The 24,881-nt window shown below is 35.5% G+C and carries 26 protein-coding genes; 18 read left to right on the top strand and 8 right to left on the bottom strand.

Annotated features, from left to right (window positions below; genetic code table 11):
• Nucleotides 1-28: 28 nt before the first annotated feature.
• Nucleotides 29-883 (bottom strand): zinc metalloprotease HtpX, encoded by an 855-nt coding sequence (locus TDSAC_RS08555; RefSeq protein WP_108310086.1) that lies wholly within the window; start codon nt 881-883, stop codon nt 29-31.
• Nucleotides 867-1,415, bottom strand: coding sequence for a TlpA family protein disulfide reductase (locus TDSAC_RS08550; RefSeq protein WP_199919792.1), 549 nt, complete (start codon nt 1,413-1,415; stop codon nt 867-869). The genes TDSAC_RS08555 and TDSAC_RS08550 overlap by 17 nt, the downstream gene beginning before the upstream one ends.
• Nucleotides 1,416-1,635: 220 nt before the next feature.
• On the opposite strand from TDSAC_RS08550, the gene TDSAC_RS08545 reads away from it, so the two are divergent.
• Together TDSAC_RS08545 and TDSAC_RS08540 are read left to right on the top strand one after the other, a co-directional pair.
• Nucleotides 1,636-2,052, top strand: coding sequence for a hypothetical protein (locus tag TDSAC_RS08545; protein WP_108310081.1), 417 nt, complete (start codon nt 1,636-1,638; stop codon nt 2,050-2,052).
• A gap of 92 nt (nt 2,053-2,144) precedes the next feature.
• Nucleotides 2,145-3,200: a hypothetical protein gene (locus tag TDSAC_RS08540; protein WP_108310079.1), complete on the top strand. Its 1,056-nt coding sequence runs from the start codon at nt 2,145-2,147 to the stop codon at nt 3,198-3,200.
• A gap of 192 nt (nt 3,201-3,392) precedes the next feature.
• Here TDSAC_RS08540 and TDSAC_RS08535 read toward each other — a convergent pair whose 3' ends face one another.
• The 6 genes from TDSAC_RS08535 to queF form a co-directional block, all read right to left on the bottom strand.
• The gene (locus TDSAC_RS08535; RefSeq protein ID WP_108310077.1) at nt 3,393-3,938 is read right to left on the bottom strand and encodes a CPBP family intramembrane glutamic endopeptidase; all 546 of its coding nucleotides are present in this window, start codon (nt 3,936-3,938) and stop codon (nt 3,393-3,395) included.
• On the bottom strand, nt 3,935-5,557 hold the full coding sequence (gene cimA, locus TDSAC_RS08530; protein WP_108310074.1) for a citramalate synthase: 1,623 nt from the start codon (nt 5,555-5,557) through the stop codon (nt 3,935-3,937). Before cimA ends, TDSAC_RS08535 begins: the two co-directional genes overlap by 4 nt.
• Nucleotides 5,558-5,559: 2 nt before the next feature.
• On the bottom strand, nt 5,560-6,735 hold the full coding sequence (locus TDSAC_RS08525; RefSeq protein WP_108310072.1) for an FprA family A-type flavoprotein: 1,176 nt from the start codon (nt 6,733-6,735) through the stop codon (nt 5,560-5,562).
• 18 nt (nt 6,736-6,753) lie between these two features.
• A complete protein-coding gene (locus TDSAC_RS08520; RefSeq protein ID WP_108310070.1) occupies nt 6,754-7,314 on the bottom strand; it encodes a nitroreductase in 561 nt (186 codons plus the stop codon).
• Nucleotides 7,315-7,470: 156 nt separating this feature from the next.
• On the bottom strand, nt 7,471-9,645 hold the full coding sequence (locus TDSAC_RS08515; RefSeq protein WP_108310068.1) for a methyl-accepting chemotaxis protein: 2,175 nt from the start codon (nt 9,643-9,645) through the stop codon (nt 7,471-7,473).
• A gap of 136 nt (nt 9,646-9,781) precedes the next feature.
• Nucleotides 9,782-10,165 (bottom strand): preQ(1) synthase, encoded by a 384-nt coding sequence (gene queF / locus TDSAC_RS08510; RefSeq protein WP_108310066.1) that lies wholly within the window; start codon nt 10,163-10,165, stop codon nt 9,782-9,784.
• A 212-nt stretch (nt 10,166-10,377) separates the two neighbouring features.
• On the opposite strand from queF, the gene TDSAC_RS08505 reads away from it, so the two are divergent.
• The 16 genes from TDSAC_RS08505 to TDSAC_RS08435 all read left to right on the top strand — a co-directional run bounded on the left by TDSAC_RS08505 (nt 10,378) and on the right by TDSAC_RS08435 (nt 24,844).
• On the top strand, nt 10,378-12,462 hold the full coding sequence (locus TDSAC_RS08505; protein ID WP_108310064.1) for a molybdopterin-dependent oxidoreductase: 2,085 nt from the start codon (nt 10,378-10,380) through the stop codon (nt 12,460-12,462).
• Between the two features lie 72 nt (nt 12,463-12,534).
• A complete protein-coding gene (locus TDSAC_RS08500) occupies nt 12,535-13,041 on the top strand; it encodes a 4Fe-4S dicluster domain-containing protein (protein WP_108310062.1) in 507 nt (168 codons plus the stop codon).
• 115 nt (nt 13,042-13,156) lie between these two features.
• Entirely contained in the window at nt 13,157-13,693 is a 537-nt protein-coding gene (locus tag TDSAC_RS08495; protein WP_108310060.1) for an NADH-quinone oxidoreductase subunit B, read from the top strand.
• Nucleotides 13,675-14,934 (top strand): NADH-quinone oxidoreductase subunit D, encoded by a 1,260-nt coding sequence (locus tag TDSAC_RS08490; protein WP_108310054.1) that lies wholly within the window; start codon nt 13,675-13,677, stop codon nt 14,932-14,934. The genes TDSAC_RS08495 and TDSAC_RS08490 overlap by 19 nt, the downstream gene beginning before the upstream one ends.
• A complete protein-coding gene (gene nuoI, locus TDSAC_RS08485; protein WP_108310051.1) occupies nt 14,931-15,509 on the top strand; it encodes an NADH-quinone oxidoreductase subunit NuoI in 579 nt (192 codons plus the stop codon). Before TDSAC_RS08490 ends, nuoI begins: the two co-directional genes overlap by 4 nt.
• On the top strand, nt 15,506-15,898 hold the full coding sequence (locus TDSAC_RS08480; protein ID WP_108310049.1) for an NADH-quinone oxidoreductase subunit A: 393 nt from the start codon (nt 15,506-15,508) through the stop codon (nt 15,896-15,898). Before nuoI ends, TDSAC_RS08480 begins: the two co-directional genes overlap by 4 nt.
• A complete protein-coding gene (locus tag TDSAC_RS08475) occupies nt 15,895-16,431 on the top strand; it encodes an NADH-quinone oxidoreductase subunit C (RefSeq protein ID WP_108310047.1) in 537 nt (178 codons plus the stop codon). The genes TDSAC_RS08480 and TDSAC_RS08475 overlap by 4 nt, the downstream gene beginning before the upstream one ends.
• A gap of 2 nt (nt 16,432-16,433) precedes the next feature.
• Nucleotides 16,434-17,435 (top strand): NADH-quinone oxidoreductase subunit NuoH, encoded by a 1,002-nt coding sequence (gene nuoH / locus TDSAC_RS08470; protein ID WP_108310044.1) that lies wholly within the window; start codon nt 16,434-16,436, stop codon nt 17,433-17,435.
• Nucleotides 17,432-17,947: an NADH-quinone oxidoreductase subunit J family protein gene (locus TDSAC_RS08465; protein ID WP_108310042.1), complete on the top strand. Its 516-nt coding sequence runs from the start codon at nt 17,432-17,434 to the stop codon at nt 17,945-17,947. Before nuoH ends, TDSAC_RS08465 begins: the two co-directional genes overlap by 4 nt.
• Entirely contained in the window at nt 17,948-18,250 is a 303-nt protein-coding gene (gene nuoK, locus TDSAC_RS08460; RefSeq protein WP_108310040.1) for an NADH-quinone oxidoreductase subunit NuoK, read from the top strand.
• 3 nt (nt 18,251-18,253) lie between these two features.
• Entirely contained in the window at nt 18,254-19,732 is a 1,479-nt protein-coding gene (locus tag TDSAC_RS08455) for a monovalent cation/H+ antiporter subunit D family protein (RefSeq protein ID WP_108310037.1), read from the top strand.
• Nucleotides 19,733-19,773: 41 nt separating this feature from the next.
• A complete protein-coding gene (locus TDSAC_RS09125) occupies nt 19,774-19,926 on the top strand; it encodes a hypothetical protein (RefSeq protein ID WP_199919791.1) in 153 nt (50 codons plus the stop codon).
• Between the two features lie 22 nt (nt 19,927-19,948).
• Complete coding sequence (locus tag TDSAC_RS08450) at nt 19,949-20,194, top strand: hypothetical protein (protein WP_108310035.1); 246 nt, start codon at nt 19,949-19,951, stop codon at nt 20,192-20,194.
• Complete coding sequence (locus TDSAC_RS08445) at nt 20,184-21,962, top strand: Na(+)/H(+) antiporter subunit D (RefSeq protein ID WP_108310033.1); 1,779 nt, start codon at nt 20,184-20,186, stop codon at nt 21,960-21,962. Before TDSAC_RS08450 ends, TDSAC_RS08445 begins: the two co-directional genes overlap by 11 nt.
• Entirely contained in the window at nt 21,963-23,471 is a 1,509-nt protein-coding gene (locus tag TDSAC_RS08440) for a complex I subunit 4 family protein (protein ID WP_108310031.1), read from the top strand.
• A complete protein-coding gene (locus tag TDSAC_RS08435; protein ID WP_108310028.1) occupies nt 23,468-24,844 on the top strand; it encodes an NADH-quinone oxidoreductase subunit N in 1,377 nt (458 codons plus the stop codon). The genes TDSAC_RS08440 and TDSAC_RS08435 overlap by 4 nt, the downstream gene beginning before the upstream one ends.
• The last annotated feature ends 37 nt before the right edge of the window (nt 24,845-24,881 follow it).

The raw sequence follows: 24,881 nt of genomic DNA, 5'->3' as shown, positions 1-24,881 counted from the left end.
ATAAGATATTAGCTTTAAATTATAAAAACTAGTAAATTCTCATATTTCTTAGCCTTCTTATTCTCTCTTCAAAAGGGGGGTGAGTACTGAACAGGTTAGCAATAAAATCACCTTTTAAAGGATTTACTATATACATATGAGAGAGAGCAGGAGAGACATCTGATGGGATTAATTCTACTCCTCTATGTAATTTTTCTAATGCATCGGCTAAAGCATCAGGATCGCGTGAGAGCTTTGCTCCCTCTTCATCAGCAAGAAATTCTCTAGATCTTGAAATAGCAAATTGAATGAGCATAGCTGCGATTGGGGCAAGTATTAGCATTAATATGCTTCCTACAAGAGCTATAGGATTATTGTTATCATCTCTTTCTCTATCAATGCCAAAAAACATTGCCCATCGTGCCATATCTGCTACAAAGGTTATTGTAGAAGCCAGTACAGCTGCCAGACTGGATATTAAGATATCTCTGTGCTTTATGTGTCCAATTTCGTGTCCTAAAACGCCTTTTAATTCCCTTGCATCAAGAATTTTTAGTATGCCACTGGTTACTGCTACTGCTGAGTGTTCAGGATCCCTGCCAGTTGCAAAGGCATTAGGCGAAGGGTCATTGGTAATATATACTTTTGGTTTTGGGATATTTGCTCTGTATGCAAGTTCTTCGACAATATCGTGAAGTATTGGTGCTTCATCCCTTGAGACTTCTCTGGCACCAGTCATTTTTAAAACAATTTTGTCAGAAAACCAGTAAGAGATAAAGTTCATACTTAATGCGATTAAAAAAGCTATTAAAAGGCCACCCTTTCCGCCTATTAAGCCTCCCATACTAATCAAAATAACGCTTAGCAATCCAAGTAGTAAGAAGGTTTTAATTTGATCTCCCATTTGATCTTACCTCCTTTACATATGGTTTTAACCAATTTTCAATAGTAGTTATACTTGTTTCGCCAACATCGACATTCCTTATAACTCCTGACGGATCTATAAAAAATACTGCAGGAATTGAATTAACTTTATATAATCTTGCCACTTCACCGTTTTTGTCGGGAAGTATAGGAAACGATAAAGGATAATCGCTCATAAACTTCAAAATTCTACTTTCTTCGTCTTCTTCATTAATTCCAAATACCAGCACATCTTCTTTAAATGATTTATATAATTTGTTGATTTGCGGCATCTCTACTCTGCAATGTGGACACCATGTTGCCCAAAAAACCAGTAATAATGGTTTTCCTCTATACTGCGATAAATTTACTTCAAAACCAGCCATATCCTTAAGTTTGAAGTTTGGAGCTAATTTGCCTATTAGTTGATTTTCACTTTCGTTTCTTATAGTTTCCTTTTGTTCAACCCTTTGGCCGCATCCAGATAAAGCTAAGATTCCGATTAACAACACGATAAAAAATATATATTTCAAGACAATTTCTCCTACTTTTCAGTTATTATATTTTAACAAGAAAATATACTTTTTTCAAATTAAAATTGAATTAGACTCCTGTCTATAATTTTTAAAAGAATCTAAAAAAATAATAATATTATTTGTGTTATTCTTACATTAAGCGGTGTATCTTTCTTTTGGCATTAAAATAAAACGAAACTTTAGAATTATATTTTAAAAAATATTTGGGGGAAATTAAATGCCTTTTTTAAAAAATAAAAGAATTTTTTGGATACTGACTATCTTATTTCTTTTGGTAGGCTTGTTCTTTTATAGAAGTTTTAGTAATGATAGAACTAATTTTTACCAAAAGTACAATAATTATCCCAAAAATACTTATGAAAATACTAAACGTTTAGAAGAATTCAGAAATATTAAAGTTAAGGGGAGGGTATATGATGTAAAGTTTAGAACATCAAGAATGGGAAATAAGTATACCACTTTTAAGATAAAGACAAAGAATGGTAACTTTTATAATTGCTTTTCTTTTGGATGGCTTCCAATAAAAAATAATGATATTTTGAAATTAAGTGGAAGATACTATAATATCAAGCAGGTTGGAAAATATACTTTTTATAACGAAATTGATGTAAAGAATTTTGAGGTTGTCAATTAAAATTTTAACGATATATTTTTTCTTTGTTTTTCGAATTTAATAAAATTTATTTTCATATTTGTTTTGTTTAATTTTAGTAGTAAAATCAGATCATGGAATTCAGGGGAAAAATATTTTCAATCTATTCTTTTTACATAGCTGAAGAAATAAACCTTGCGCTTGCGCAAAATCTTCTTAATGCTTCAAAAAGGGTTAATTTTAGGAGATCGAAATCCACTCCCAAAAGGCTTCAATATGAAACTCCCCCTATTACTGTAAATTTAGATATCCCTTTTGACTTTGACATCATTGATGATTTTTATCCATCAAATATAAATCTTAAAATTTTTGATTTTGGAGCAGTGTCAATCTCGCTTTTGTGGAACGGTAAGACTGAATTCGTGAATTTAAAGCATATTTCTTCAGATCTCTTTGATAGCAATCTTGAAGAAAAAGTTTTAAGTTATGTATCTGAACTTAAAAATTATTTGGCCAAGACTCTAAAAAAGCCTTTTGACGAACTAATTTATGAAGACTACATAGTATTTCAAACTGATGAGATTAATTCTAAACCTTATGAATTTCTTAAAAAAAATAGAGAAACTCTAGCGCATATACTTAGAATGGAAAAGGAAAATCTTTCTCAGATGGAAATAGATGAAGCTACTCAGATAGTTCTTAGTTACTATGAATTTGATATGGTTATCATAGATTACAATGCTTCTTTTGTTATCGATGCTGACTATGAAGATATTTTAGAGATTATTGAATTTAGTCAGGTTGAATTAGCTCAAATTAGAGCGTTAGATAGAATACTTGATAAAAGTTTGGACTACTTCGAATCAATAATTGAGAAAAAATCAATTTTTCTTCCGCCAATAAAAGAAATAAGCCTTTTCTTCTTAAATGTTTCACTTAATAGAGAAAGGCTAGATAATGCTCTAAAGTTGATAGGAGATTTATATCTTGCAAGAATTTATAAATCTCTAGGATTGAAGCTTCACGTGTCAGAGTGGGAAAATTCTCTAGAGAGAAATCTTAAGACTCTTTCAGACATATATCAGCTTTTACGTGAAGACTTTTTTCAAAAGATTGCAAACTTTTTGGAAATTACAATTGTTGTCTTAATATTCGTAGAGATAATATTAGGATTATTAAGGATTTTATAAATTTCTTACAATGAAAGAGGCCATGAAGTAAGTCTTACCTTCATGGCCGTGCTGTGGGGGGAACCCAGAAAGTATTATATCAAAAAATTTTGAATTTTGAATAAATTCTTATAAACCTTTTATAAGAATTGTTTATATATTTTAATTAAACTACCTTTGCCTTTTTAATAATTTCTAACATGAAGATAGAAATTAGTCTTTCCCTTTTAAAAACTTGTTATAAAGAGTTAAATGGATGATTCCTAAGAAGTTTATTATAAAGTGGGCGATCATTGGGGCAAGTATACTGCTCTGTTGGGTATAGAGCACTCCTAAAATGAAGCCGATAAAAGAAATGTAAATTGCATAAAACAAACCTTTAATACTTATTTCAGGGGTATGTAGTATCCCAAAGAAAATAGACGCTGCATATATCCCAAGAAACTCCTGCATTAGACCCCTGAAAAACATCTCTTCAGAAAAGGCGCTAAGAACTGATATGTAAAACATTTCTAAAATGCTGGCTTGTTTAAATACATTGATGTATAACACTTGGTCTATTCTTTTTGCAAACAAAAAAACTTTTGAAATATAAAAACCCAATAAAAAAACCAGAACCCCGACTAACACAGAGGTGTAAATTCCTAGTGAATCAATGTAAAAATCTGGCATCTGTTGGAATTTTTTCAAAATAAAAACGCTTACAGCAAGAAGAAAGAGTTCTCCAATAGTAGAGAAAAACAAAAATCTATTTTTCATTGGAATTTTTTAGATATTTCTTTTAGGTCCTTTCTTATCTTTTCCTTTCTCAATCCATACTCTATGCCGTCTACCAGAGCAATGTAGCTTGCTTCAATAACATTGCTTGATACTCCAAGCGTTGTCCAGGTTTCTTCTGAGTCTGTATGATCTATTAAAACTCTTACCCCTGCTCCAGTGCCAGAACTTCCTCCGAGAACTCGGACTCTATAATCAGATAGGTGTATCTTTTCAAGAGATGGAAAATGATTAGATAAAGCTGATCTAAGGGCCTTGTCCATTGCATTAACTGGTCCGTTTCCATCCCCGACGCTGTGGCTAATTTTGCCTTCCACAATTAACTTTATTACTGCTTCTGCATAAATTTCCTTTAGCCTTTCATTATATTCTACTGTTGTTTTCCAATATATAAGATCGAATAATTCATCAGTTTTGCAAAGGCCCTTCCACAAGAGTATCTCAAAAGACGCCTCAGCTGCTTCAAATTGATATCCTTGGTTTTCAAGTTCTTTAATAGTTGATAATATCTTTCTTGTTTCAGGTCTGTTTTTGTTTAAATCTATTCCCATTTCCTTTGCCTTGAATATTATGTTGCTGGTGCCTGAAAGTTCAGAAATTACTACCCTTCTTTTGTTCCCAATTAATTCGGGATCTATGTGTTCGTAAGTCTTAGGATTTGATAGTACTGCACTTACATGTATGCCTCCCTTGTGAGCAAACACCGATTTTCCTACAAATGGCTGATGATCATTCGGCGTTATATTGGCTATCTCGTCTATAAATCTAGAAAGAGGAGTTAGAGCCTTTAGTTTTTCCTCTTCAAAGAGAGGAATTTTCATTTTTAGCTGTAAGATTGGAATTAAAGAGCAAAGATTTGCATTACCTGCTCTTTCTCCAAAACCATTTATTGTACCCTGAACCTGTAATATCCCTTCTTGTACAGCTACAATTGAATTTGCTACAGCAAGCTCGCTGTCATTGTGACAGTGAATCCCAAGAATAGCATTTTTACCTAAATAAGATTTTACTTCTCTTATTATTTCTCTAATTTCATCTGGCAAAGTGCCACCATTTGTGTCTGCCAGAATTATTCTTTTTGCTTTTGCATCTTTTGCCCTTTTTAGGACTGCAAGCGCATACTCTTTATTATTTTTGAAGCCGTCGAAAAAATGTTCTGCGTCGAAGAAGACTGATTTTCCTTTTGAATTAAGATATGATATTGTATCTGAGACCATATTTAAGTTTTCATCAAGAGTGGTTTTTAAGGCTTCTTTAACGTGAAGATCCCAGGATTTTCCAAATATTGTGATGACATTTGTATTGGCGTTCAAAAGTGATATTACATTTTTATCACTTTCTGTAGACGTATTTGCCTTTCTAGTTGAACCAAAGGCAACCAGTTTAGAAAAGTTAAGTTTTAAGTCCCTTGCCTGTTCAAAAAATTTTTCATCTTTTGGATTAGATCCTGGCCAGCCTGCTTCGATATAATCTATACCAAAATCATCTAATCTCTTAACTATTTTTAATTTGTCCTCTAGAGTTAGAGATATTCCTTCCCGTTGAGCACCGTCTCTTAAAGTTGTATCGTATAATTCTATTTTTCTCTGTGTTCTTTTCATGGTTATAACTCAGACAGCATTTTGCCAACTTCCAGGCACTTTTTTATCTCTTCTGGCTTTAAAGAAAATCTTGTTTCAATTTTTTCTATCACTTCTACACCAAGAGGCTTTATGGCTTCTTCTATTTCTTTCACGGCACCTCCGGACCAACCGTAGGAGCCAAATATGACTGCTTTTTTGCCTTTTAGTCTAAGAAGCCTCATTAATCTCAGCAATGGCAATATGTTCGGAAATACTCCGTTATAAACTGTTGGTGAGCCTATAGCAAAGGCTTTACACGTCATAATTTCTCCCATAATGACAGAAACAGGATCTATTCTTAGGTCAAAAACCTTTACTTCACAATCATCTTTGCATCCTGCTCCTTCAGAAATTAGTTTTGCCATCTTTTCGGTTGTGTGCCACATGGTTGTATAAACAATTATCACCTTGTTTTCTGTTGGGTCGTTTATTAATTTCTCAGTAATCTCAAAAATATATTTTATGTCTTCTGGTTTTCTATAAAACGGCCCGTGTGCAGGCAGTATCATGGTAGGATTAAGGGATTTATAGTAGTCAAGAGCCTTTTTTGTAAGCGATTCAAATGGTCTCATTAAGAAAGCAAAATAGTCTCTTATAAAAGGATATATGTCTGACTGTAGTTGATCGTAAAATGGCCTTGAGATAGAGATAAGGCTCCCGAAGAAGTCTGAAGTAAAAAGCCAACCCTTTTCTGGAACGTAAACGCTTGTGGTATCAGGCCAGTGGGTCATTGGAAGAGATTTTAGGATTAGGGTTTTTTCACCAAGCGACAAACTTTCTCCAGATTTTAGGACTAAAATTTTTGAATCGTCAAGATCTGGCAAAAAATTTTTTATAAACTCATAATTCTTTTCTAGGCATACTAATTTAATATTTTTGAACTCTTTAAAATACTCTATTATTGATCCCGCATGATCTGGTTCTGTGTGTAAAGATACAAGATAGTCTACGTCTCTTTCTTTTATTATTTCTTTTATTTTGCATATTGCTTCTTTGCCGTAGCACTCTTTTACGCTATCTATAATGGCAATCTTTTCGTCTAGGAGAAGAAATGAATTGTACTTGCTGCCCTGCGGAGTATATACTCCATGAAAATCTCTTATCTCCCAGTCTAATGCTCCAATATCGTATAGTGAATCTGCTAACTTACAGTTCATATCTTTCCTCCTTAATTTTTATTTTCTATAAAGTATTATAGGACTATTTCTTGTACCATGAGCTGGTAATATTTCCGGATATCCTACAATTATAGGCGCTACAACGCTATAGTCTAAGGGCACATTGAACTTTGTTTTTGTTTCTTCCAGATCCATATACTCTCTTGCAAATCCTATCCAGCAGGTTCCAAGGCCAATAGCGTGAGCTTCAAGCATAAGGTTTTCTGCTGCAAGTGCGCAATCCTCTTTGGGATATAGGCCATAACTTTTGGCATAAATAGTTATTAAAGCTGGTGCATTATAAAAAATATTGTAGTCATCCTTTTCTAACATAGATTTATACTTTTCAAGGACCTTAAACTTATTCATATTTTCAATAAGAAATTTTTTTGAATTATCTGATAAAACTTTTAGAGTTGATCGATCTTGAATTACTGTAAAAGCCCATGGTTGGGAATTCATAGCGCTTGGAGCCCATATAGCAGCTTCTATTAGACGATCTATCTTTTCTGGTTCTACATTTTTATCTTTATATTTTCTAACAGACCTTCTTGATTTTATGATTTCAAGTATGCTCATTAGAACCTCCTTAATAATTTGAATGTTTAAATAATAACTTATTTTATACGAAATTTTCTAATAATAAAAATATACAAAAAACCATTGCCCAACGTCTGTTCTTAATACTTAGGTACTGCTAGGCAATGGTTTTTTAAAAAATTAGTTAATTATATTTTAAAATATTTTAAATTTTGAGGTTTTTTCGGTTAGTTTTTCTACGTTAGTGTTTAATTTCTTTGAAATGCTTTCTACATCTCCCATCATAGAACTCAACTCCTTTGCAAGAGCGGATTCTTCACTGGCTGCAATTGAACCTTCCTTTGCAATCTCTGAGAGACCATCTATATCTTTTTTTAGCTCCGCTGTGGAGGCGTTCATTTCTTGAGTGCTAGCGGTATATTCTTGTGAAAGGGCCGCAAGGTTACTGATATTGGTTTCTATACTTCTAATATCTTCTTCAACTTTGGCTACGTTGCTTTGAGCCGATTGTATTTCTTTAAGCAACCTTTCGATATTTTGGCTTATCTGTTCAAACGCTTCTTTTGAATCTTTAGTTATATTTCTACCCTTTTTTACCTCTTCGAGGGTGGCCTTCATTGCATCTGAAGCCAACGTCGTCTCTTTTCTGGTTTGTTCTATCAGTTCTCCAATATTTTTAGCTGCTCTTTGAGATTCTTCGGCTAGCTTTCTTACTTCATCTGCTACTACTGCAAAACCTCTTCCTGCATCGCCAGCTCTTGCTGCTTCAATTGCAGCATTTAAGGCCAAGAGATTTGTTTGCTCGGAAATTTGGGATATGATATCTACTATTTTTACTATATCGTTTGATCTCTCTGAGAGAGATAGAATAGTCTTTGAAAGGTCTTCAACAGAGTTTAAAATTTGTAAGGATGAAGAATCGTTTTGTTCTATTAGTAAAGATCCCATTTTTGATTTCTCTTCAGCTTCTGTTGCAAGAGATCCTACTCCTTTAGTAATCTTGAGCAGAATTTGAGCGTTTTCTGAAATTTTGCCCATTTTTTCAGCTACGCTTGAAGCTGAATTTGCTTGGTCTTCAGCGCCTTTTGCAATTGATTCTATAGCGCCAAGCAAAATATTTACGTGATTATTTAATTTTTCTAACGTTTGGCTCAATTCTTCAGAATTTTGAGCAGTTTTTTCTGCATAGTTTGCGCTTTCGCTTGAGGCATATCTGGCATCAGAAGAGAGGTTTGATAATTTGTTTGAGGCCTGCGACAGATCGTTTAAAACGTCTTTTATATCGTGTAATATTTCAGAGAAATTATCCCTAAGTTTTAAAGATGCCTGAGCAATTTGGCCTATTTCATCCTTAGATGAGACGCTTATATCAGAACACAGATCTCCTGTGGAAAGACAGTCAATATCAGACTTTGCTCTTGAAAGTGGTCTAATCAAGATAAATTCTATTCCTATACCAATTATCAAAAGACCGATTAAGAGACAAATAATAATCGTAATTATTTGTATTATTAAAGAGTTGTAAATAGGACCGTCAATAAGAGAAGGCGGATATGAAAGAATATAAGAACCTACAACTTTGTTGTCTGAGTTTTTAAGAGGAACTAGCACGTTATAATAATCATGACCAAGAAAATTGAACCTCTGAATAAAGCTTTCGCCCCTGGTTAGCCTGTCATAAATGTCTTGAGGAATTTTTTGACCTTTGAAATCCTTGTTAAGTGTTGAAGTAACTACTTCATTGCCAAAGGTAAACGTAGTATCTATGTTTAGTAGTTTTTTCATTTCGCTTGCAAGCCTGTTAGAGTCAAAAATCGTATAACCTGCACTCACAGCGCCTATGATGTTGCCACTATTGTCTCTCACTGGAGAACCTGCACGAATAGAAAGTTTGACTATCTTCCCTTCTTCAATACCAACGGTATTTTCTCCTTTAATTGCCTTTTGGATATTTAGTTGATTTGCTATGGAATCACCTGTTGGAGTATTTAAAGAGTGCGCTCTGATTATTACATTTCCCTTGTTGTCAGTGACAACTATATATAAATCTTTATATTCTTTTATGTAAGGAACAAGTACGGTTTTTAATAAGTCAAAATTTTTTGTTTCTACGCCCTTTATCACGCTTTCTCTATCCGAAAGAAGTTTTGCCATATTTTTTGAACTTAACATATAGCTTTTTAAAAGTTCATTTGATGCATCCATTGCGTAGTGAAGCTTTTCTTTGACATTTTTGTGCCCATTATCAAAAAATTGAAATGAAGTAAGGGTTATAAGTGTTAGCCCAAAGATTAAAAAGCTGAGCAAAGTAATTGAAAGAAGTTTTTTTCTCACGGACCAATTTTGAATCAAATTCTGAATAATGTTCATTTTTAGCCCCTTCCAAAATTAAAAATTTCTAATTTAAAGTCTATTTTAACACTTGAGCAGTCCTATTTTTTTGCTTAAATTTATTGTTAAAATTAGAATAATTTATTATATTATTTGTTTTATTTATTGTTTTTGTTTACAAATTTCCCATACTTGTTAAAGTGTTTATTCCACCCCTCGTGTTATAGATAAGTGTTACCTTTAGCCTATCGGTTTTTAAAAGCTTTTTTAAATCTTCGTATATTCTTTTTGTGGCCGCTTCCTGATATATTCCCACGTTTCTAAATGATGTGAGGTAGTACTTTAAGCTCTTAAGCTCTACACAAATTCCTCCATCCGGGAAATATTCAATAATTAACTGCCCAATATCTGGCAATCCACTAAAGGGGCAGACTGCACTAAATTCTTTAGTTTCAATCTTAATATACTCTTCAGCGCTAAAACTAAAACCTTCAAGAAAATCTGTTTTAATATGAGATTCGTCTTTAAATTCAAATGTCTTACCACTTGCTTCTGGCATAATAACTCCTTATCGTATCACTATTTTAAATTTGATAATAAATAATTCTTATAAACTTTTTAGTAATTTTTTGTTACACTTAAATATTAATATATATTAATTAATAATTGTAACTTATTATATATAATAGCTTAAGAAAAAACATTGTCTAAATTTTCTGTCAATTTTAAATAAATTGTTTTATAATATCTTAAATTATTTTGGAGGAGACTATGGGTACCAAGAGGGTTTATAGTATTTGTGCAATGTGTACGGGAAGATGCCCTATTGTGGTTGATGTCAATGGAAATGAAGTTGAACACATCTGGGGGAATCCCTATCTTTTAGGGGGGTATCATTTATGTCCAAGAGGAGCTGCAGGCAAAGCTCTATTAAATGATACAGAAAGGCCTCAGACTCCTTTAATACGTGACGGAGAAAGAGGGTCTGGTAAATGGAGAAGTGTTTCTTGGGACGAAGCCTTAGACTATGTAGCAGACAATTTGAAAAATATAATTGATAAATATGGGGCGAAGAGCGTTGTATTGTCTGATAGAGGAGGAGCAATTACCGAATTTGAAAAAACTTTTCTTGCTGCAATCGGATCTCCAAATTACTTTAATCATCATGCAACATGCTCTAATTCTATTCACAATGCTCATCTTTCTGTAGCGGGTCTTGCAAGAAATGGTATTACATATGATTATAAAAATTGTAAGTATCTAGTTAGTTTTGGCAGGAACTTGCTTGAATCTCTTGTTACGGGGGAGGCAAAAAGCGTTATAGATATGATTGAAAATGGTGGGAAACTTGTTCAAATTGACGTTAGGTGGAACTATACTGCAGCAAAAGCTGATAGGTTTTTTTTGATAAACCCAGGAACTGATTATGCTTTAGCTCTAGCCTTAATACACGTGATTATAAAGGATTCTCTTTATGATGCTGACTTTGTTAAGAGGTGGACCGTAGGTTTTGAGGAACTCTCGAACTTTGTAAAGCTCTATACTCCTGAGTTTGCTGAAAATGAGACTGGTATCCCTGCAGCCGAAATTGTAAAATTAGCTCACGATGTAGGAAATGCCAAGCCATCTGTAATATTTCACCTTGGTTGGATGACTGCGTGGTACTCAAATGATTTTTATTTAAGACGAGCTATTTGTTCTCTTAATGCACTTCTGGGTGCATATGAGGCAAAGGGAGGTTTAATTATTAATAAAGGTCCTGAAGCTGTAGGCAAGCCCCTAAAGTCGCTTTTAGCTCAGGTCCCAAAGCCAAAGGATCCAAGATTTGACGGTTGTGGGACAAAATATCCCCATCTTAGCGAGCAATGGGGATTAGCTCAGGAGTTAGCTCACGTGCTTCTTACCGATGAGCCTTATCCTGTAAGGGCATATATTGTATTCAGACACGATCCGCTTGCTTCTTTACCAGATCCAGATTATATTAGAGACGCTTTTAGTAAATTGGATTTATTAGTATCTATTGATATAAATTACAGCGAGACAGGTTGGTTCTCTGATGTGATTTTGCCGGAAGATACATATCTTGAGAGAACGGATCATGTTATAGCTAGAAATGGTCCAAAGCCAGGTTACATTCTAAGACAGGCAGCAGTTCAAAGAAGGTTTGATACCAGACCAAGGTGGTGGATATTCAAAGAACTTGCAAACAGACTTGGAGTGGGTCAATATTTTCCTTACAATAGCATAGAAGAGCTAATTGCCTGGCAATTGGAGGGGACTGGATACAAATTAGAAGATTTTAATGAAAAAGGCTACATTGAACTGGTAGATAAGCCTATAATGTGGGATAGGGTTGATGGTTTGAAGTTTAAAACCCCTTCTGGCAAAATAGAATTCATTTCTAAAAAATTAGAAGATGTAGGTATTCCCTCCTTTATCCCATATGAGAAACCAATAGAACTGAAACCAGGGAGGTTTAGATTAGTTACCAGTAAGTGCGCTTTGCACACTCAGGGCAGAACTACTTTAAACAATAGGCTATTAAACGAGTATGTGAGTGAAAATCATCTATATATACATGAAGATAGAGCAGTAGAACTTGGAATAAAAGAAGGGGATCTTCTTGAGGTAGAAAATGAAGGAGAAAAGCAATATATAAAAGCAAAACTTACGAAATATATACATCCTGATGTACTCTTTATGCTTCATGGCTTTGGTGATGATGTACCCTTAAGAACCAGGTCTTTTGGCAAGGGAGTGTCTGATGTAAGACTTCAAAAGGGACTTGTAAAGGTTGCAATTGGCGGAAACTGCCCATTTACGGAATGTACAGTTTCTGTTAAGAAGGTGAAATAATTATTAATAATTATCTATTTTATTTAGAAAAGAGCTTGTAGTTTTTAAATAAAAAATTTTTGGAGGAGTAATGTGGGAAAGTATTATATATTTCAAGATCAGAAAAGGTGTATAGGCTGTTATGCCTGTGAACTTCACTGTAAGACCAAGAACAATGCTCCAGAAGGTGCAAAACTGTGCAGAATAGTTCCAACCGGTCCGCAGGTGGTAAAAGGAGTTCCCCGAATGCACTTTGTTTTTATGCCATGTTTTCATTGCGAAAAACCATGGTGTGTATATGCATGTCCCACTGGTGCGATGATAAAAAGAGCAAAAGATGGTATTGTTTACGTTAAAGAAGATTTATGCGTGGGTTGTAAGAACTGTATTACTGCCTGTCCCTGGGGAGTGCCCCAGTGGAATTCAGAGACGGGTAAGGTTATGAAATGTGACTATTGTAAGGATAGAATCGATCAAGGGCTAGAGCCTGCATGTGTTACAGGATGTACGACAGGTGCTTTGAAATTCATATCTCCCAGTGAGGCATCACAAATTAAAAGAGAGCAATTTGCGAAGAATATATCACCTTTGAAAAAATAATTCTAAAATGATAGTATTATAAATGTTAATATTTTAAAGTTTTTATCACTTAGTGTTATTTATTGCACTATTTATTGTGTGTATTTAATTTCTAGTAACTGTCAAGGAGGTTGATATGAACGAAAACGAGGTAAAGGAAAGAGAAATAGAAATTGCTGATGGAGTAAAAGCAATTCCGGCATTAAACACTATTGTCTCTCCCATCGACAAGGCTATTAATTGGGTTGTTAACTGGGGAAGGGTATCGTCCCTCTGGCCTATGACTTTTGGCCTTGCGTGTTGTGCTATTGAGATGATGGCTGTTGGTGCACCGCATAACGACCTTGACAGATTTGGTATCCTGTTTAGGGCATCGCCCAGACAAGCAGATCTTATGATTGTTGCTGGGACAGTAACACTAAAAATGGCTCCAGTTTTGAGAAGAGTTTATGATCAGATGCCACAACCAAGATATGTAATATCAATGGGAAGTTGTGCAAATAGTGGGGGAATTTTTAATACCTATTCAGTTTTGCAGGGAGTAGACCAGATTGTTCCTGTTGACGTGTATCTTCCTGGATGTCCTCCAAGACCTGAAGCGCTGTTACATGCTCTTTTATATCTCCAGCAGAAGATAAAGAAGGAAAGGATGGTATGGGGAGCATGGAGATAAAAGATATTAAAGAACAGATTTTGACTGATCAAAACGTTTGTATGCTTCCAGAAATTGAGGATAATCTCGATACGAAAGAAATGATTCTGAACATGGGTCCTCAGCACCCTGCAACTCACGGTGTGCTTAGATTAGTGCTTAGACTTGATGGAGAAGAAATAGTTGGTATGGAACCTCATATAGGTTATTTACACAGAGGGATAGAAAAGTTAATGGAATCTAAGACCTATGCTCAAGCACTTCCTCTTACGGACAGATTAGATTATATATCAAGCCCTGCCAACAACACCGCTTATGCTATTGCTATTGAGAAACTGTTTGGGATTGAAGCTCCTATTAGGGCGAAATTTATAAGAACTATATTCTGTGAGATGTCAAGGATATGTAGTCATCTTTTATGGCTTGCTACTCATGCACTCGATATAGGAGCAATGACGATCTTTACCTATTGCTTTAGGGAAAGAGAATGGCTTTTGGATCTCTTTGAAATGACTGTGGGTGCGAGGCTTCTTACAAATTTTGCGAGGATTGGTGGGGTAAGATGCGATATTAGCCCTGAATTCGTTCAAAGTTTGCGAGAATTCACAAAAGTATTTCCTTCAAAGATACAAGAATACGAGACGCTTCTTACCAAGAACCCTATATGGATGGAGAGAACTATTGGCATTGCACAAATTTCAGCCGAAGACGCTCTTAACTGGGGTCTTACCGGTCCTTGTCTTAGAGGTTCAGGAGTCGATTATGACCTTAGAAGGGATCAACCTTATGATGCGTATCCTTTTGTAAAATTTTATGTTCCAACAGGTAAAAATGGAGACGTTTACGATAGATATCTTTGCAGGATGGAAGAGTTAAGACAGTCTAATGAGATAATAAAACAACTTTTAGATCAACTCCCAGATGGGGAGACAGTTAGCGACGATACTCCAGATTTAGTAATTCCAACGCCGCCAAGACAGATTGAAGCAGTTGGAAGCGTTGCAAGTGCTTTTATTACTCTCTCAAAAGAAAGAAAGATGATAAATACTGGTGATTTGTATAGTGCAGTAGAGGTGCCAAAGGGTGAACTTGGCATTTATGTTGTAAGCGATGGTTCCGGGAAACCATACAGATTAAGGCTTAGAACTCCTTCTTTTGTCCACATTTCTGCAATGCCAGTTTTGTCCATCGGACACATGGTAGCAGATATTATCGCAATTATAGGTTCTATTGATATTGTATTAGGGGAGTCGGATAAATGAGGATACAAAAATTAATTAGAGATGTACTTTTAGTAGAATGGTTCAGGGGTCTTTCTGTAACTTTTAGAACTATGCTGAAAAAACCTGTTACTAGGCTTTATCCACATGTAAAGAGACAACCATTTCCAGGTTTTAGAGGCAGACAAGCTCTCGTAAGAGATCCGGATAAACTCAAAGAGCGCTGTATTATGTGCTTGAGGTGTAAAACTGTCTGTCCATCAAATTGCATAAAGATTGAAGTGGGCAAAGATGAAAATAACGCAAGAGTATTAAAAGAATATTCTATAGATGCCACCAGATGTATTTATTGTGGCTATTGCGTGGAGGTTTGTCCGGTAAATGCACTTGTTCTAACTGAAGAATACGAATATCTTGGGGATAAAAGGTCTGATCTATTGTTTAACAAGGAAAAACTTCTTTCTAATTGGGATGAGTTTTTAGCTAATTATCCTGGAGAATTTTATTTCAACAAGTTTTGGAGGCCACCTGGAATGCCAGAAAAGATGCTTACCCCCCAAAAGAGAAATGAGAAACCAATCGAAATTAAGAAAAAGAATGAGGAGATTGCATCATGACGCCGGGTTCATATGTTCCTACAGGATACTTACCAGTCTTATTTATGATGATAGCTGCTTTTCTTTTTGCAGTTGGGATCTTGGTTTTTGGAAGTTTTTTTAGATTAAAGAGAAGATATTCTGAATCGTTGATACCATACGAATCAGGAAACGATCCGATAGGAGAAACGGGTGAGAGATTTTCAGTAAAATTTTACGTTATTGCTATGCTATTTGTTGTATTTGACGTTGAAATTGCATTTCTTTATCCCTGGGCAATAAATTTTGACGACATTTCTTCTGTAGCCATGATTAGTGTACTGATATTTATAGCAATACTTATTGCCGGCTATATTTATGACTGGAAGAAGGGTGCATTCGATATGTATCATAGGAGGAAGAGGCAATGACTGTAGAAGAGATTTTAAAGATAGTGAAAGAAGAATTTAAAGAAAGGGTGTTATCTGAAGAAATTAATTTTGGTCAGCTCAGCATTAATGTTCCAAAAGATGATAATACTGAAGTCATTCTTTTTTTAAAAGGACACGAAAATTTAAAATTTGATCACTTAGCCGACTTGTGCGGGGTGGATTATTATAAATTAAGGGATGTTAGATATGAAGTAGTTTATAACCTATATTCTATTAAATTTAAACATAGGATCAGGGTGAAGATTCAGGTTCCAGAAGATGACATGGAAGTAAACAGTGTAACCTGTATCTTTAAGGGGGCAAATTGGCACGAATGTGAGTGCTATGATATGTTTGGTATAAAATTTAGAGGCCACCCTAATCTAAGGAGAATTTTTATGCCAGACAATTGGGTTGGGCATCCACTAAGGAAAGATTACCCTCTTAAGGGTATAGGGGTTTGGGAAGATCACGAAAAGCTTCTCAAGAAAATTCAGGACCTCTCTAAATACGAAGTCAGGAGAGGAGGGTAGATATGCTGTTAGATGTTGTTATTTTAATTGTCAAAGTTGCGATAGTTTTGGGGGTTTTGTTACTACACGTTGCTTATGCAGTATATTTTGAAAGAAAAATTTTGGGACATATTCAAGCAAGGCTTGGACCTACTGAAGTTGGTCCTTTAGGCCTGTTTCAACCGTTTGCAGATCTTATAAAACTCTTTTTTAAGGAAGACAATATTCCATTTGGAGCCGATAAAGTTTTGTTTACAATTGCTCCTGTAATAGTGGTTACCTGTGTAATGACATCTTTTTCAGTCATTCCATATGCAGCAGGTTGGGTACTGGCAAATATAAATGTAGGCTTGCTTCTTATTCTGGCTATGGGATCTCTTGGAGTATACGGAATAATTATTGCTGGATACTCTTCCAATTCGAAATATGCATTTTTAGGTTCTCTTAGATCCAGCGCCCAAATAATAAGTTATGAAATACCCATGGGCGTTGCGCTCCTTGCAGTCTTGATTATGTCTGGTTCTCTTAATCTTTCTGATATTGTTTATGCCCAAGAGAAGTTGCCCTGGGGAATGTTCATATTTCCTCAAATAATTGGTTTTTTTGTTTTTCTTGTTTGTGCTTTTGCAGAGACCAATAGAACTCCTTTTGATTTGCCTGAAGCTGAAACAGAGTTGGTTGCAGGATACCTGACTGAGTATTCTGGCTTTAGATGGGGGCTATTTTTCCTGGCAGAATATTCTGCAATGTACGTTATGTCATCAATGCTAACCATCTGTTTCCTGGGCGGTTGGACGCTTCCTCCCTTTTTAACTTCTTTGCTTCCATTTTTAAACTTGGTGCCAGGCATAGTCTGGTTTTTGCTCAAAGTTTATTTCTTTATGTTCTTCTATATATGGGTGAGAGGTACTGTGCCAAGATACAGATTCGATCAGTTACTTAAGATTGGTTGGAAGTTTCTATTGCCCCTTAGCCTAACAAACTTGTTTATTATTATGATTATAAAGAAGGTGTTCTTACCATGAACATACCAGTTTTGTTTTTTTCATACTTTGCCTTGGCTTCTATAATTATATCTTTGATTGTAATCACCAGAAAAAATTATATACATGCAGTTTTGTGGACACTTCTTTTGTTTGTTCACATCTCAGGCATATATCTTTTTTTGAATGCTGAATTCTTTGCTATGATTCAGATGATAGTATACGCTGGAGCAATCCTTGTAATGCTAATTTTTGTGATTATGCTTTTAAACGTAAAACACGAAGATCACCTTAGCGATGTAAGCTCTTTGTCAATCCCAAAGGCGTTCCTTGTTTTCTGTGTTTTAGGCGTGTTAGCAATTGTACTTCAGGCGTCGTATTTGAACACTACAGGAAAATTTTCTATAGATTTGGTAAACAAGGTCTCAGACGCTAAGCTTTTGGGACAGGTTTTTTATTCTGAGGCTAATTTGCCGCTTATTATTATGGGCGTAGTGCTTTTTGTCCCAATGATTGCCGCTATCGTCCTAGCCGGAAAAAGGAGTGATGAGTAGATGGTGCCATTAAATGCATATCTGATACTTGCTGCCAGTATTTTTGCAATAGGTTTAATTGGATTTATGACAAGGAGAAGCATTATTATGATGCTGCTTTGTGTAGAACTTATGTTAAATGCTGTAAACATAACGCTAATTTCCTTGAGCCACTATATGCAAGATTTTATGGGGCAGGTTATTGCCCTTTTGATTATTGCCAATGCAGGAGCAGGAATGGCTACTGGTCTTGCACTTTTAATAAATGCTTATAGGCTTAAGAAGACTGTAAAGATAGATCTATTCAAGGATATGAGAGGTTAGAGTATGGAATATTTACCTCTGATAATAATATTAACGCCTTTACTTGCAATCCCGCTAATTTTTTATAGTGGTGAAAGAAATAAAAATTTAAGAGAGTTTTGGTCGGTACTTGCAAGCGTAATAATGTTTTTGCTTGTTTTGTCTCTCTTACCGTCAGTTTTACAAGGAAAAGATTATCATTTTACTTTATTCCAACTATTGCCCGGAATTTCATTCTCTTTTAGGGTTGACGCATTAGGGTTTTTGTTTGCTGTGGGCGCATCTTTCTTGTGGATATTGACAACTTTTTATTCTATTGGTTATATGCGAGGTCATAAAGAACTTAATCAAACAAGATATTTTTCATTTTTTGCAGTGGCCCTTTCTACCACAATGGGCGTAGCGTTTTCTGCCAATTTATTTTCTATGTTTCTTTTTTACGAGGCACTTACTCTTGCAACATATCCATTAGTCGGTCATGGGACTGACGAAGAAGCAAAAAGAGGTTCGAGAAAATATGTTATATATCTTTTGGGTGCTGCTAAGCTTCTTTTGGTTGCTGCAATTGTTATAACATATAATCTTGCAGGTACCTTAGAATTCCACTACGGTGGTATCTTTCCTCAAGCAGCTATTGCCCAGAAAGTTTTACTTTCAATTTTATATCTAATGTTTATATATGGTTTTGCAAAGTGTGCAATCATGCCGTTACACGGATGGTTGCCTGCTGCAATGGTAGCTCCAACCCCTGTTAGTGCGCTTTTGCACGCTGTGGCAGTTGTAAAGACAGGCGTCTTCACAGTACTTAGGGTTACGCTTTTTATATTTGGTGCACAGACTCTAGCTACTTTATGGGGAAGAGATGTAGCTATTTTTATGGCAGCATTTACTATTACTGTTGCTTCTATCATAGCTCTTACAAGAGATAATTTGAAAGCAAGACTTGCATACTCGACAATAAGCCAGCTATCATATATCCTTTTGGGTGCTTTTATGCTAACGCCTAGCGCAATTATGGGCGCTATTTTTCATATTACTACCCATGCTTTTGCTAAGATTACATTATTTTTCTGTGCAGGTTCTATAATTGTTTGTTCACACAAGACAGAGGTTAGCCAGCTAAGCGGTCTTGCGAAGAGAATGCCTATAACAATGGCTGCATTTTTTATAGGGTCTCTGAGCATGATAGGGATTCCCTCGTCGGGCGGGTTTATTTCAAAATGGTTTCTTTTAAACGGAACTATGGAGATGCATTCTACAATTCTTTTATTTGTATTCCTGCTTAGCACAGTATTGAATGCTGGATATTTCTTGCCTGTTGCTTATAAGGCTTTTTTTGAAAAGGAAAAAGTTGATGCTCACTCACATCACTATACGAAAAACATTATAGAAAATCCATTTATGGCTGTGCCATTGCTTATAACTGCTGTCATTAGTATTTTGTTAGGATGGTTTCCTGGCATATTTTTACATCTTGCAAGAATGGTTCTTGCTGGGTTTTAAGATAAATTAAATTTATGAGTTTTAATTCTAAGGAGGGTTTTATGAAAGAAGATCACGAAGAGCCTTTAATGGAGTTAAAGCACGATCCTAAACCGGGTTTTCCACTTATTTTTGCGATAGCGTTTATTATAGGTGTGTTGTATCTTAGCTACATTTTATTGAATGGAAATTATAGAATAGTTTCACACCAATAATTAAAAGAAGGGAGGCAAAGAGTTGAACCCATATAAATTTTTTGAAAAGCCAGAGAGTTTAAAAATTACGCTTATTGTTTTGTTTTCATTCCTGACAGTGGTCACGATTCTTGATCTGATAGTTCCCAAAAAGGCAGAATACGGCTTTGAAGAATTTCCCTCCTTTTTCTCTGTTTATGGTTTTGTTGCATGTGTAGTATTGGTTCTTGCAGCAAAGTATATTCTAAGGCCGATTGTAAAACGCAAGGAGGATTATTATGACAATTAGCTTCATACCACCATTTTTGATATTTTTGATCGGTTCGTTTTTTGCGCTTTTTCTTAGGGGCAAAGTCTTGAAGTGGTGGATAATTATTGTTCCGGCTGTAGCTTTATTTAATGCCTTCATATTGCCAAAAGGCTTTGTTTATAACATACACTTTATTGGACTTGATCTAGCTCCAGTAAGAATAGATCAACTTTCATATGTTTTTGGGTTAATATTTTGTATTATAAGTTTGCTAAACTCTATTTATGCCTATGGACTTGATGATTATCGTCATCACGTAGCAGCACTTTTGACAGAGGCTGCTGCTCTGGGAGTGGTATTTGCTGGGGATTATTTTTCGTTGTTTTTCTTTTGGGAAATAAAGGCTTTGTCCACGTCTTACCTGGTGGCAATAGGCGGGAGAGAGGATTCTCTAAAGGCTTCATTTAGATATCTTTTGATGCATGTAACAGGCGGAGTTTTTTTATTGGGTGGGATACTTCTTCATTTTCATCAAACAGGTTCAATTGCATTTAATTATCTGGGCTTAACGAATTTAGCATCTTTGCTCATTTTGATTGGGTTTGGTATAAATGCGGTATTTCCACTTTTACACACATGGCTTCCAGATGCTTATCCACAGGCAAGCTATGCTGGTACTGTGGTGCTCAGTGCATTTACAACAAAATCTGCAGTTTATACTCTTGCAAGAGCTTTTCCAGGAACAGAAATATTAATTATTGCAGGTGTAATAATGACAGCTTTTCCAATATTCTTTGCAGTCATTGAAAACGATATGAGAAAAGTTCTTTCTTACTCTCTAATTAACCAGGTTGGATTTATGGTAACCGGAATAGGGATAGGAACTGAACTTTCTCTGAATGGAACTGTAGCTCATGCGTTTGCCCACATACTGTATAAGGCGCTTCTATTTATGTCTATGGGTGCAGTTTTGAAACAGACAGGAAAGATAAAGGCTACTGAATTAGGCGGTTTATTTAGGACAATGCCATGGACTTTAACTTTTTGTATTGTTGGGGCAGCATCCATATCCGGTGTTCCTCTAACGAGTGGCTTCGTAAGCAAGTCTATGATAGTTGCGGCATCTGCACATCAAGGTCTTACTATTGCGTGGTTTTTGCTTTTGTTTGCTTCTGCTGGTGTTTTCCATCACTCTGGTATTAAGATCCCATTTTTTGCATTTTTTTCACATGATTCAGGCTTGAGACCTAAAGAAGCACCATTTCATATGCTACTTGCTATGGGAATAGCTGCATTCCTTTGTATAGCAATAGGGGTTTACCCATGGGCACTTTATTCCATACTTCCATACCCAGTTCACTATATCCCGTATGCTCCAAATCATGTGATGGAGATGGTTGAATTATTAGGATTTTCTGCCCTTGCATTCACCTTACTTATGTTATCAGGTATCTATCCGCCAGAAATGAGGGCTATAAATCTTGATTTTGATTGGTTTTATAGAAGGGGTTTACAATTATTTATGTATATTGATAGGAAGGTATTGGTTGAATTTGAAGATAGAATAGTAAATACAGCATATGAATGGCTATTTTTGAATCCTATGATGGCTTTTGCAAAGTTTTTTAAGGGAGTTGATACATATGTTGTTGACGGGACAGTAAACGGTAGTGCAAGGTCAACTTATTCGGTAAGCAAGACTTTGAGAAAACTTCAAACAGGAAACTTGCAGGATTACATGATCCTGTTTGTTATCGGGATACTTATTCTTGCCTGTGTAATTATATTATTGAGAGGGGGGATTTAGATGAACTTTCCTATATTGTCTCTTATTCTTTTAATACCTGTTATTGGTGCCATTCTTATATTGTTTATGAAAAATCCAACGCTCATAAAATCAACTGCAATGCTGGTAGCGTTGATAGACTTTTTCATCTCTCTTCCCCTTTGGTTTTTGTTTGATAAGAATTCTCACGCTATGCAATTTGTAGAGGTTTATCCCTGGATACCATTTATAAACGCAAAGTATGCTGTAGGTGTAGATGGGATATCAGTTTTGTTTGTTTTGTTGTCGACTCTTATTACTGTAATAAGCGTAAGTGTTTCCTGGAAAGCAATAGACAAAAAGGTAAAAGAGTTTTTTATAATGATTCTTCTTATGGAAACTTCAATGATTGGGGTTTTCGTATCTCTGGATCTTTTACTTTTCTATGCTTTTTGGGAGGCTATGCTTATCCCGATGTTTTTACTAATTGGAGTTTGGGGTGGCCCGAACAGAGTTTATGCATCAATTAAATTTGTTTTATTTACTTTTGCTGGCTCTGTGTTGATGCTTGTATCCATCTTGGTATTATATTTTACAGGTGGGCATACGTTTGACATCCTTGAATTAATGAAGCTCAATCTGCCATTAAACATGCAAATATTTTTGTTTATTGCCTTTACTCTTGCTTTTGCTGTGAAGGTTCCTATGTTTCCTCTTCACACATGGCTACCGGATGCTCATACTGAAGCCCCCACAGCAGGAAGCGTAATACTTGCTGGCGTATTGCTTAAACTTGGAGCATATGGATTCCTAAGATTTTCTATGCCATTTTTTCCTGAGGCTACTATGATGTTTTTGAGTTTGCTTCAGGTTTTATCAGTAGTAGCTATCGTATACGGTGCATTTGTAACGCTAAAACAGACAGATCTTAAAAGGCTTATTGCATATTCCTCTGTTTCTCATATGGGATTTGTAACTCTTGGCTTATTTACACTTACTCAAATAGGGATGCTTGGCGGGATTTTGCAGATGATAAATCACGGAATTGTAACGGGTGCTTTGTTTTGCCTGGTTGGTATGATTTATGAAAGAACCCATACAAGACAGATCGCTGACTATGGTGGCTTAAAGCCTACCTTGCCTATATTTATTTTGTTTTATACATTTTTTACTCTTGCTGCAATTGGGCTCCCTGGAACTAACTCGTTTATGGGGGAGTTTTTGATTCTTTGTGGCGCATTTCTTAGATTTATACCGCTAGGAGCTTTTGCAGTTTTGGGGATAATTCTTGGAACAACTTATATGATATGGCTTTACTATAGGGTTGCATATGGTAACTTGAACGAAAAAATTAAGGATTTGATATATGATCTTGGACCAAGAGAAATATTGACATTGGTTCCACTGCTTTTGCTGGTACTATATATAGGTTTTCAGCCAGGTGTATTTACCTCTTATATGCAATCTTCTGTATCGCATTTGATAGCTACAAAATTTAGTTCTTCTATGATAGCTCACACTACTTTACCCTTAGTGGGGTGGTTAAGATGATGATGTTTAAAGTTATTGCTCCTGAACTGTTTTTGATTGCGTGTTCAATATTTATTTTTCTTTCAGCCCTTTTTATAAAAAATAGAAGAACCTTTTCAATTCTTGCAATATTAGGGCTCTTAATAACTGGGGTCTGGAAGTACTCTTTGCGCGCTTCGATATTTAATTCATCTTTTTCAGTAGATTCAATTGACGTTTTGGGTAGCTGGATCATTATTTTGATAGCTATTTATGTAATACTGATTTCAATAGATGACGTTGCAATACCCACTACCAGTTACGGAGAGTTTTTAACGCTTATACTAACTTCTGTGGTAGGGATGCTTTTTATGATAGGCTCAAGAGACTTGATAATATTGTATTTAGGCCTTGAGACCTTGTCTTTGTCTCTTTATATACTATGTTCTTTTTATAGGAAGGACAAACTTTCAAGTGAGGCAGGGCTTAAATATTATCTAATGGGAACGGTTGCAACTGCTATTTTGCTATATGGAATAGCGCTCATTTATGGCGCTACGGGTACTACAGATTTTTACAATATAGCAAAGTCTTTATCCTATGCCAAAGTTTTAACGGATCCTATGTTTATAGTAGGTGTTATAGCAGTGATTATAACCTTTAGTTTCAAGTCTTCTGTAATACCCTTTCATGCTTGGACTCCGGATACCTATCAAGGGGCACCAACTCCAATAACTGCATTTCTTGCTACAGCTCCGAAGACTGCTTTATTGTTGGCTTTTGGTAGATTTTTTATTGGAAGTTTGGTACCAATCTGGGTTGAGCCGAAAACAGTGCTTATTGTTTTGTCCATACTTACAATGGTAGGCGGTAATCTCTTAGCACTTTCACAGGAGAATGTAAAGAGAATGCTAGCATTTTCGTCTGTATCACACGTAGGCTATATGCTTCTTGGGATAATTGTTGGGACTCAAGAGGGGCTAAGCGCAATTCTTACATACTTGATTGCGTATGCAATTATGAATCTTGGAGCATTTGGTGTAGTATTTATGTTGAAGAATGGTGATGACATGTCTACTTACAATGGACTTGCAAAAAGATATCCGTATCTTGCTGGAATAATGATGATATTTATGTTCTCCCTTGCAGGAATTCCACCAACAGTAGGCTTTATTGCAAAATTTCAGCTTTTTTTGGCAGCTGTGAACGCTGGCTTTACATCACTGGTAATTGTTGCTGTTTTGATGACTATAACAAGTGCGTTTTACTATCTTAGGATTGTAATGAATATGTACATGAAAGAACCGGATGTAGAAACAGAAGTTGTTTCAAGTGACTTTACCAAAGGGCTTGTTCTTAGTCTTTCGATATTGGTAATAGTATTGGGGACTTTGCCCTCAATATTTATTCATTAAATATTAAACCTAAAATCAAGCCGCAAGGATTGTGAAA

Source organism: Thermodesulfobium acidiphilum, from assembly GCF_003057965.1.
GTDB classification, from domain to species: Bacteria; Thermodesulfobiota; Thermodesulfobiia; order Thermodesulfobiales; family Thermodesulfobiaceae; genus Thermodesulfobium; species Thermodesulfobium acidiphilum.
This window is presented reverse-complemented; position numbering and strand designations above follow the sequence as displayed.

Excerpts from the sequence above, each read along its gene's own strand:
- cimA (WP_108310074.1), bottom strand. The coding sequence starts at position 5,557 with ATGAAAAGAACACAGAGAAAAATAGAATTATACGATACAACTTTAAGA.
- TDSAC_RS08480 (WP_108310049.1), top strand. The coding sequence starts at position 15,506 with ATGACGCCGGGTTCATATGTTCCTACAGGATACTTACCAGTCTTATTT.
- TDSAC_RS08535 (WP_108310077.1), bottom strand. The coding sequence starts at position 3,938 with ATGAAAAATAGATTTTTGTTTTTCTCTACTATTGGAGAACTCTTTCTT.
- TDSAC_RS08540 (WP_108310079.1), top strand. The coding sequence starts at position 2,145 with ATGGAATTCAGGGGAAAAATATTTTCAATCTATTCTTTTTACATAGCT.
- TDSAC_RS08475 (WP_108310047.1), top strand. The coding sequence starts at position 15,895 with ATGACTGTAGAAGAGATTTTAAAGATAGTGAAAGAAGAATTTAAAGAA.
- TDSAC_RS08555 (WP_108310086.1), bottom strand. The coding sequence starts at position 883 with ATGGGAGATCAAATTAAAACCTTCTTACTACTTGGATTGCTAAGCGTT.
- nuoK (WP_108310040.1), top strand. The coding sequence starts at position 17,948 with ATGGTGCCATTAAATGCATATCTGATACTTGCTGCCAGTATTTTTGCA.
- TDSAC_RS08465 (WP_108310042.1), top strand. The coding sequence starts at position 17,432 with ATGAACATACCAGTTTTGTTTTTTTCATACTTTGCCTTGGCTTCTATA.
- nuoI (WP_108310051.1), top strand. The coding sequence starts at position 14,931 with ATGAGGATACAAAAATTAATTAGAGATGTACTTTTAGTAGAATGGTTC.
- nuoH (WP_108310044.1), top strand. The coding sequence starts at position 16,434 with ATGCTGTTAGATGTTGTTATTTTAATTGTCAAAGTTGCGATAGTTTTG.
- TDSAC_RS08490 (WP_108310054.1), top strand. The coding sequence starts at position 13,675 with ATGGGGAGCATGGAGATAAAAGATATTAAAGAACAGATTTTGACTGAT.
- TDSAC_RS08545 (WP_108310081.1), top strand. The coding sequence starts at position 1,636 with ATGCCTTTTTTAAAAAATAAAAGAATTTTTTGGATACTGACTATCTTA.
- TDSAC_RS08520 (WP_108310070.1), bottom strand. The coding sequence starts at position 7,314 with ATGAGCATACTTGAAATCATAAAATCAAGAAGGTCTGTTAGAAAATAT.
- TDSAC_RS08440 (WP_108310031.1), top strand. The coding sequence starts at position 21,963 with ATGAACTTTCCTATATTGTCTCTTATTCTTTTAATACCTGTTATTGGT.
- TDSAC_RS08435 (WP_108310028.1), top strand. The coding sequence starts at position 23,468 with ATGATGATGTTTAAAGTTATTGCTCCTGAACTGTTTTTGATTGCGTGT.
- TDSAC_RS08505 (WP_108310064.1), top strand. The coding sequence starts at position 10,378 with ATGGGTACCAAGAGGGTTTATAGTATTTGTGCAATGTGTACGGGAAGA.
- TDSAC_RS08495 (WP_108310060.1), top strand. The coding sequence starts at position 13,157 with ATGAACGAAAACGAGGTAAAGGAAAGAGAAATAGAAATTGCTGATGGA.
- TDSAC_RS08445 (WP_108310033.1), top strand. The coding sequence starts at position 20,184 with ATGACAATTAGCTTCATACCACCATTTTTGATATTTTTGATCGGTTCG.
- queF (WP_108310066.1), bottom strand. The coding sequence starts at position 10,165 with ATGCCAGAAGCAAGTGGTAAGACATTTGAATTTAAAGACGAATCTCAT.
- TDSAC_RS08525 (WP_108310072.1), bottom strand. The coding sequence starts at position 6,735 with ATGAACTGTAAGTTAGCAGATTCACTATACGATATTGGAGCATTAGAC.
- TDSAC_RS08455 (WP_108310037.1), top strand. The coding sequence starts at position 18,254 with ATGGAATATTTACCTCTGATAATAATATTAACGCCTTTACTTGCAATC.
- TDSAC_RS08515 (WP_108310068.1), bottom strand. The coding sequence starts at position 9,645 with ATGAACATTATTCAGAATTTGATTCAAAATTGGTCCGTGAGAAAAAAA.
- TDSAC_RS09125 (WP_199919791.1), top strand. The coding sequence starts at position 19,774 with ATGAAAGAAGATCACGAAGAGCCTTTAATGGAGTTAAAGCACGATCCT.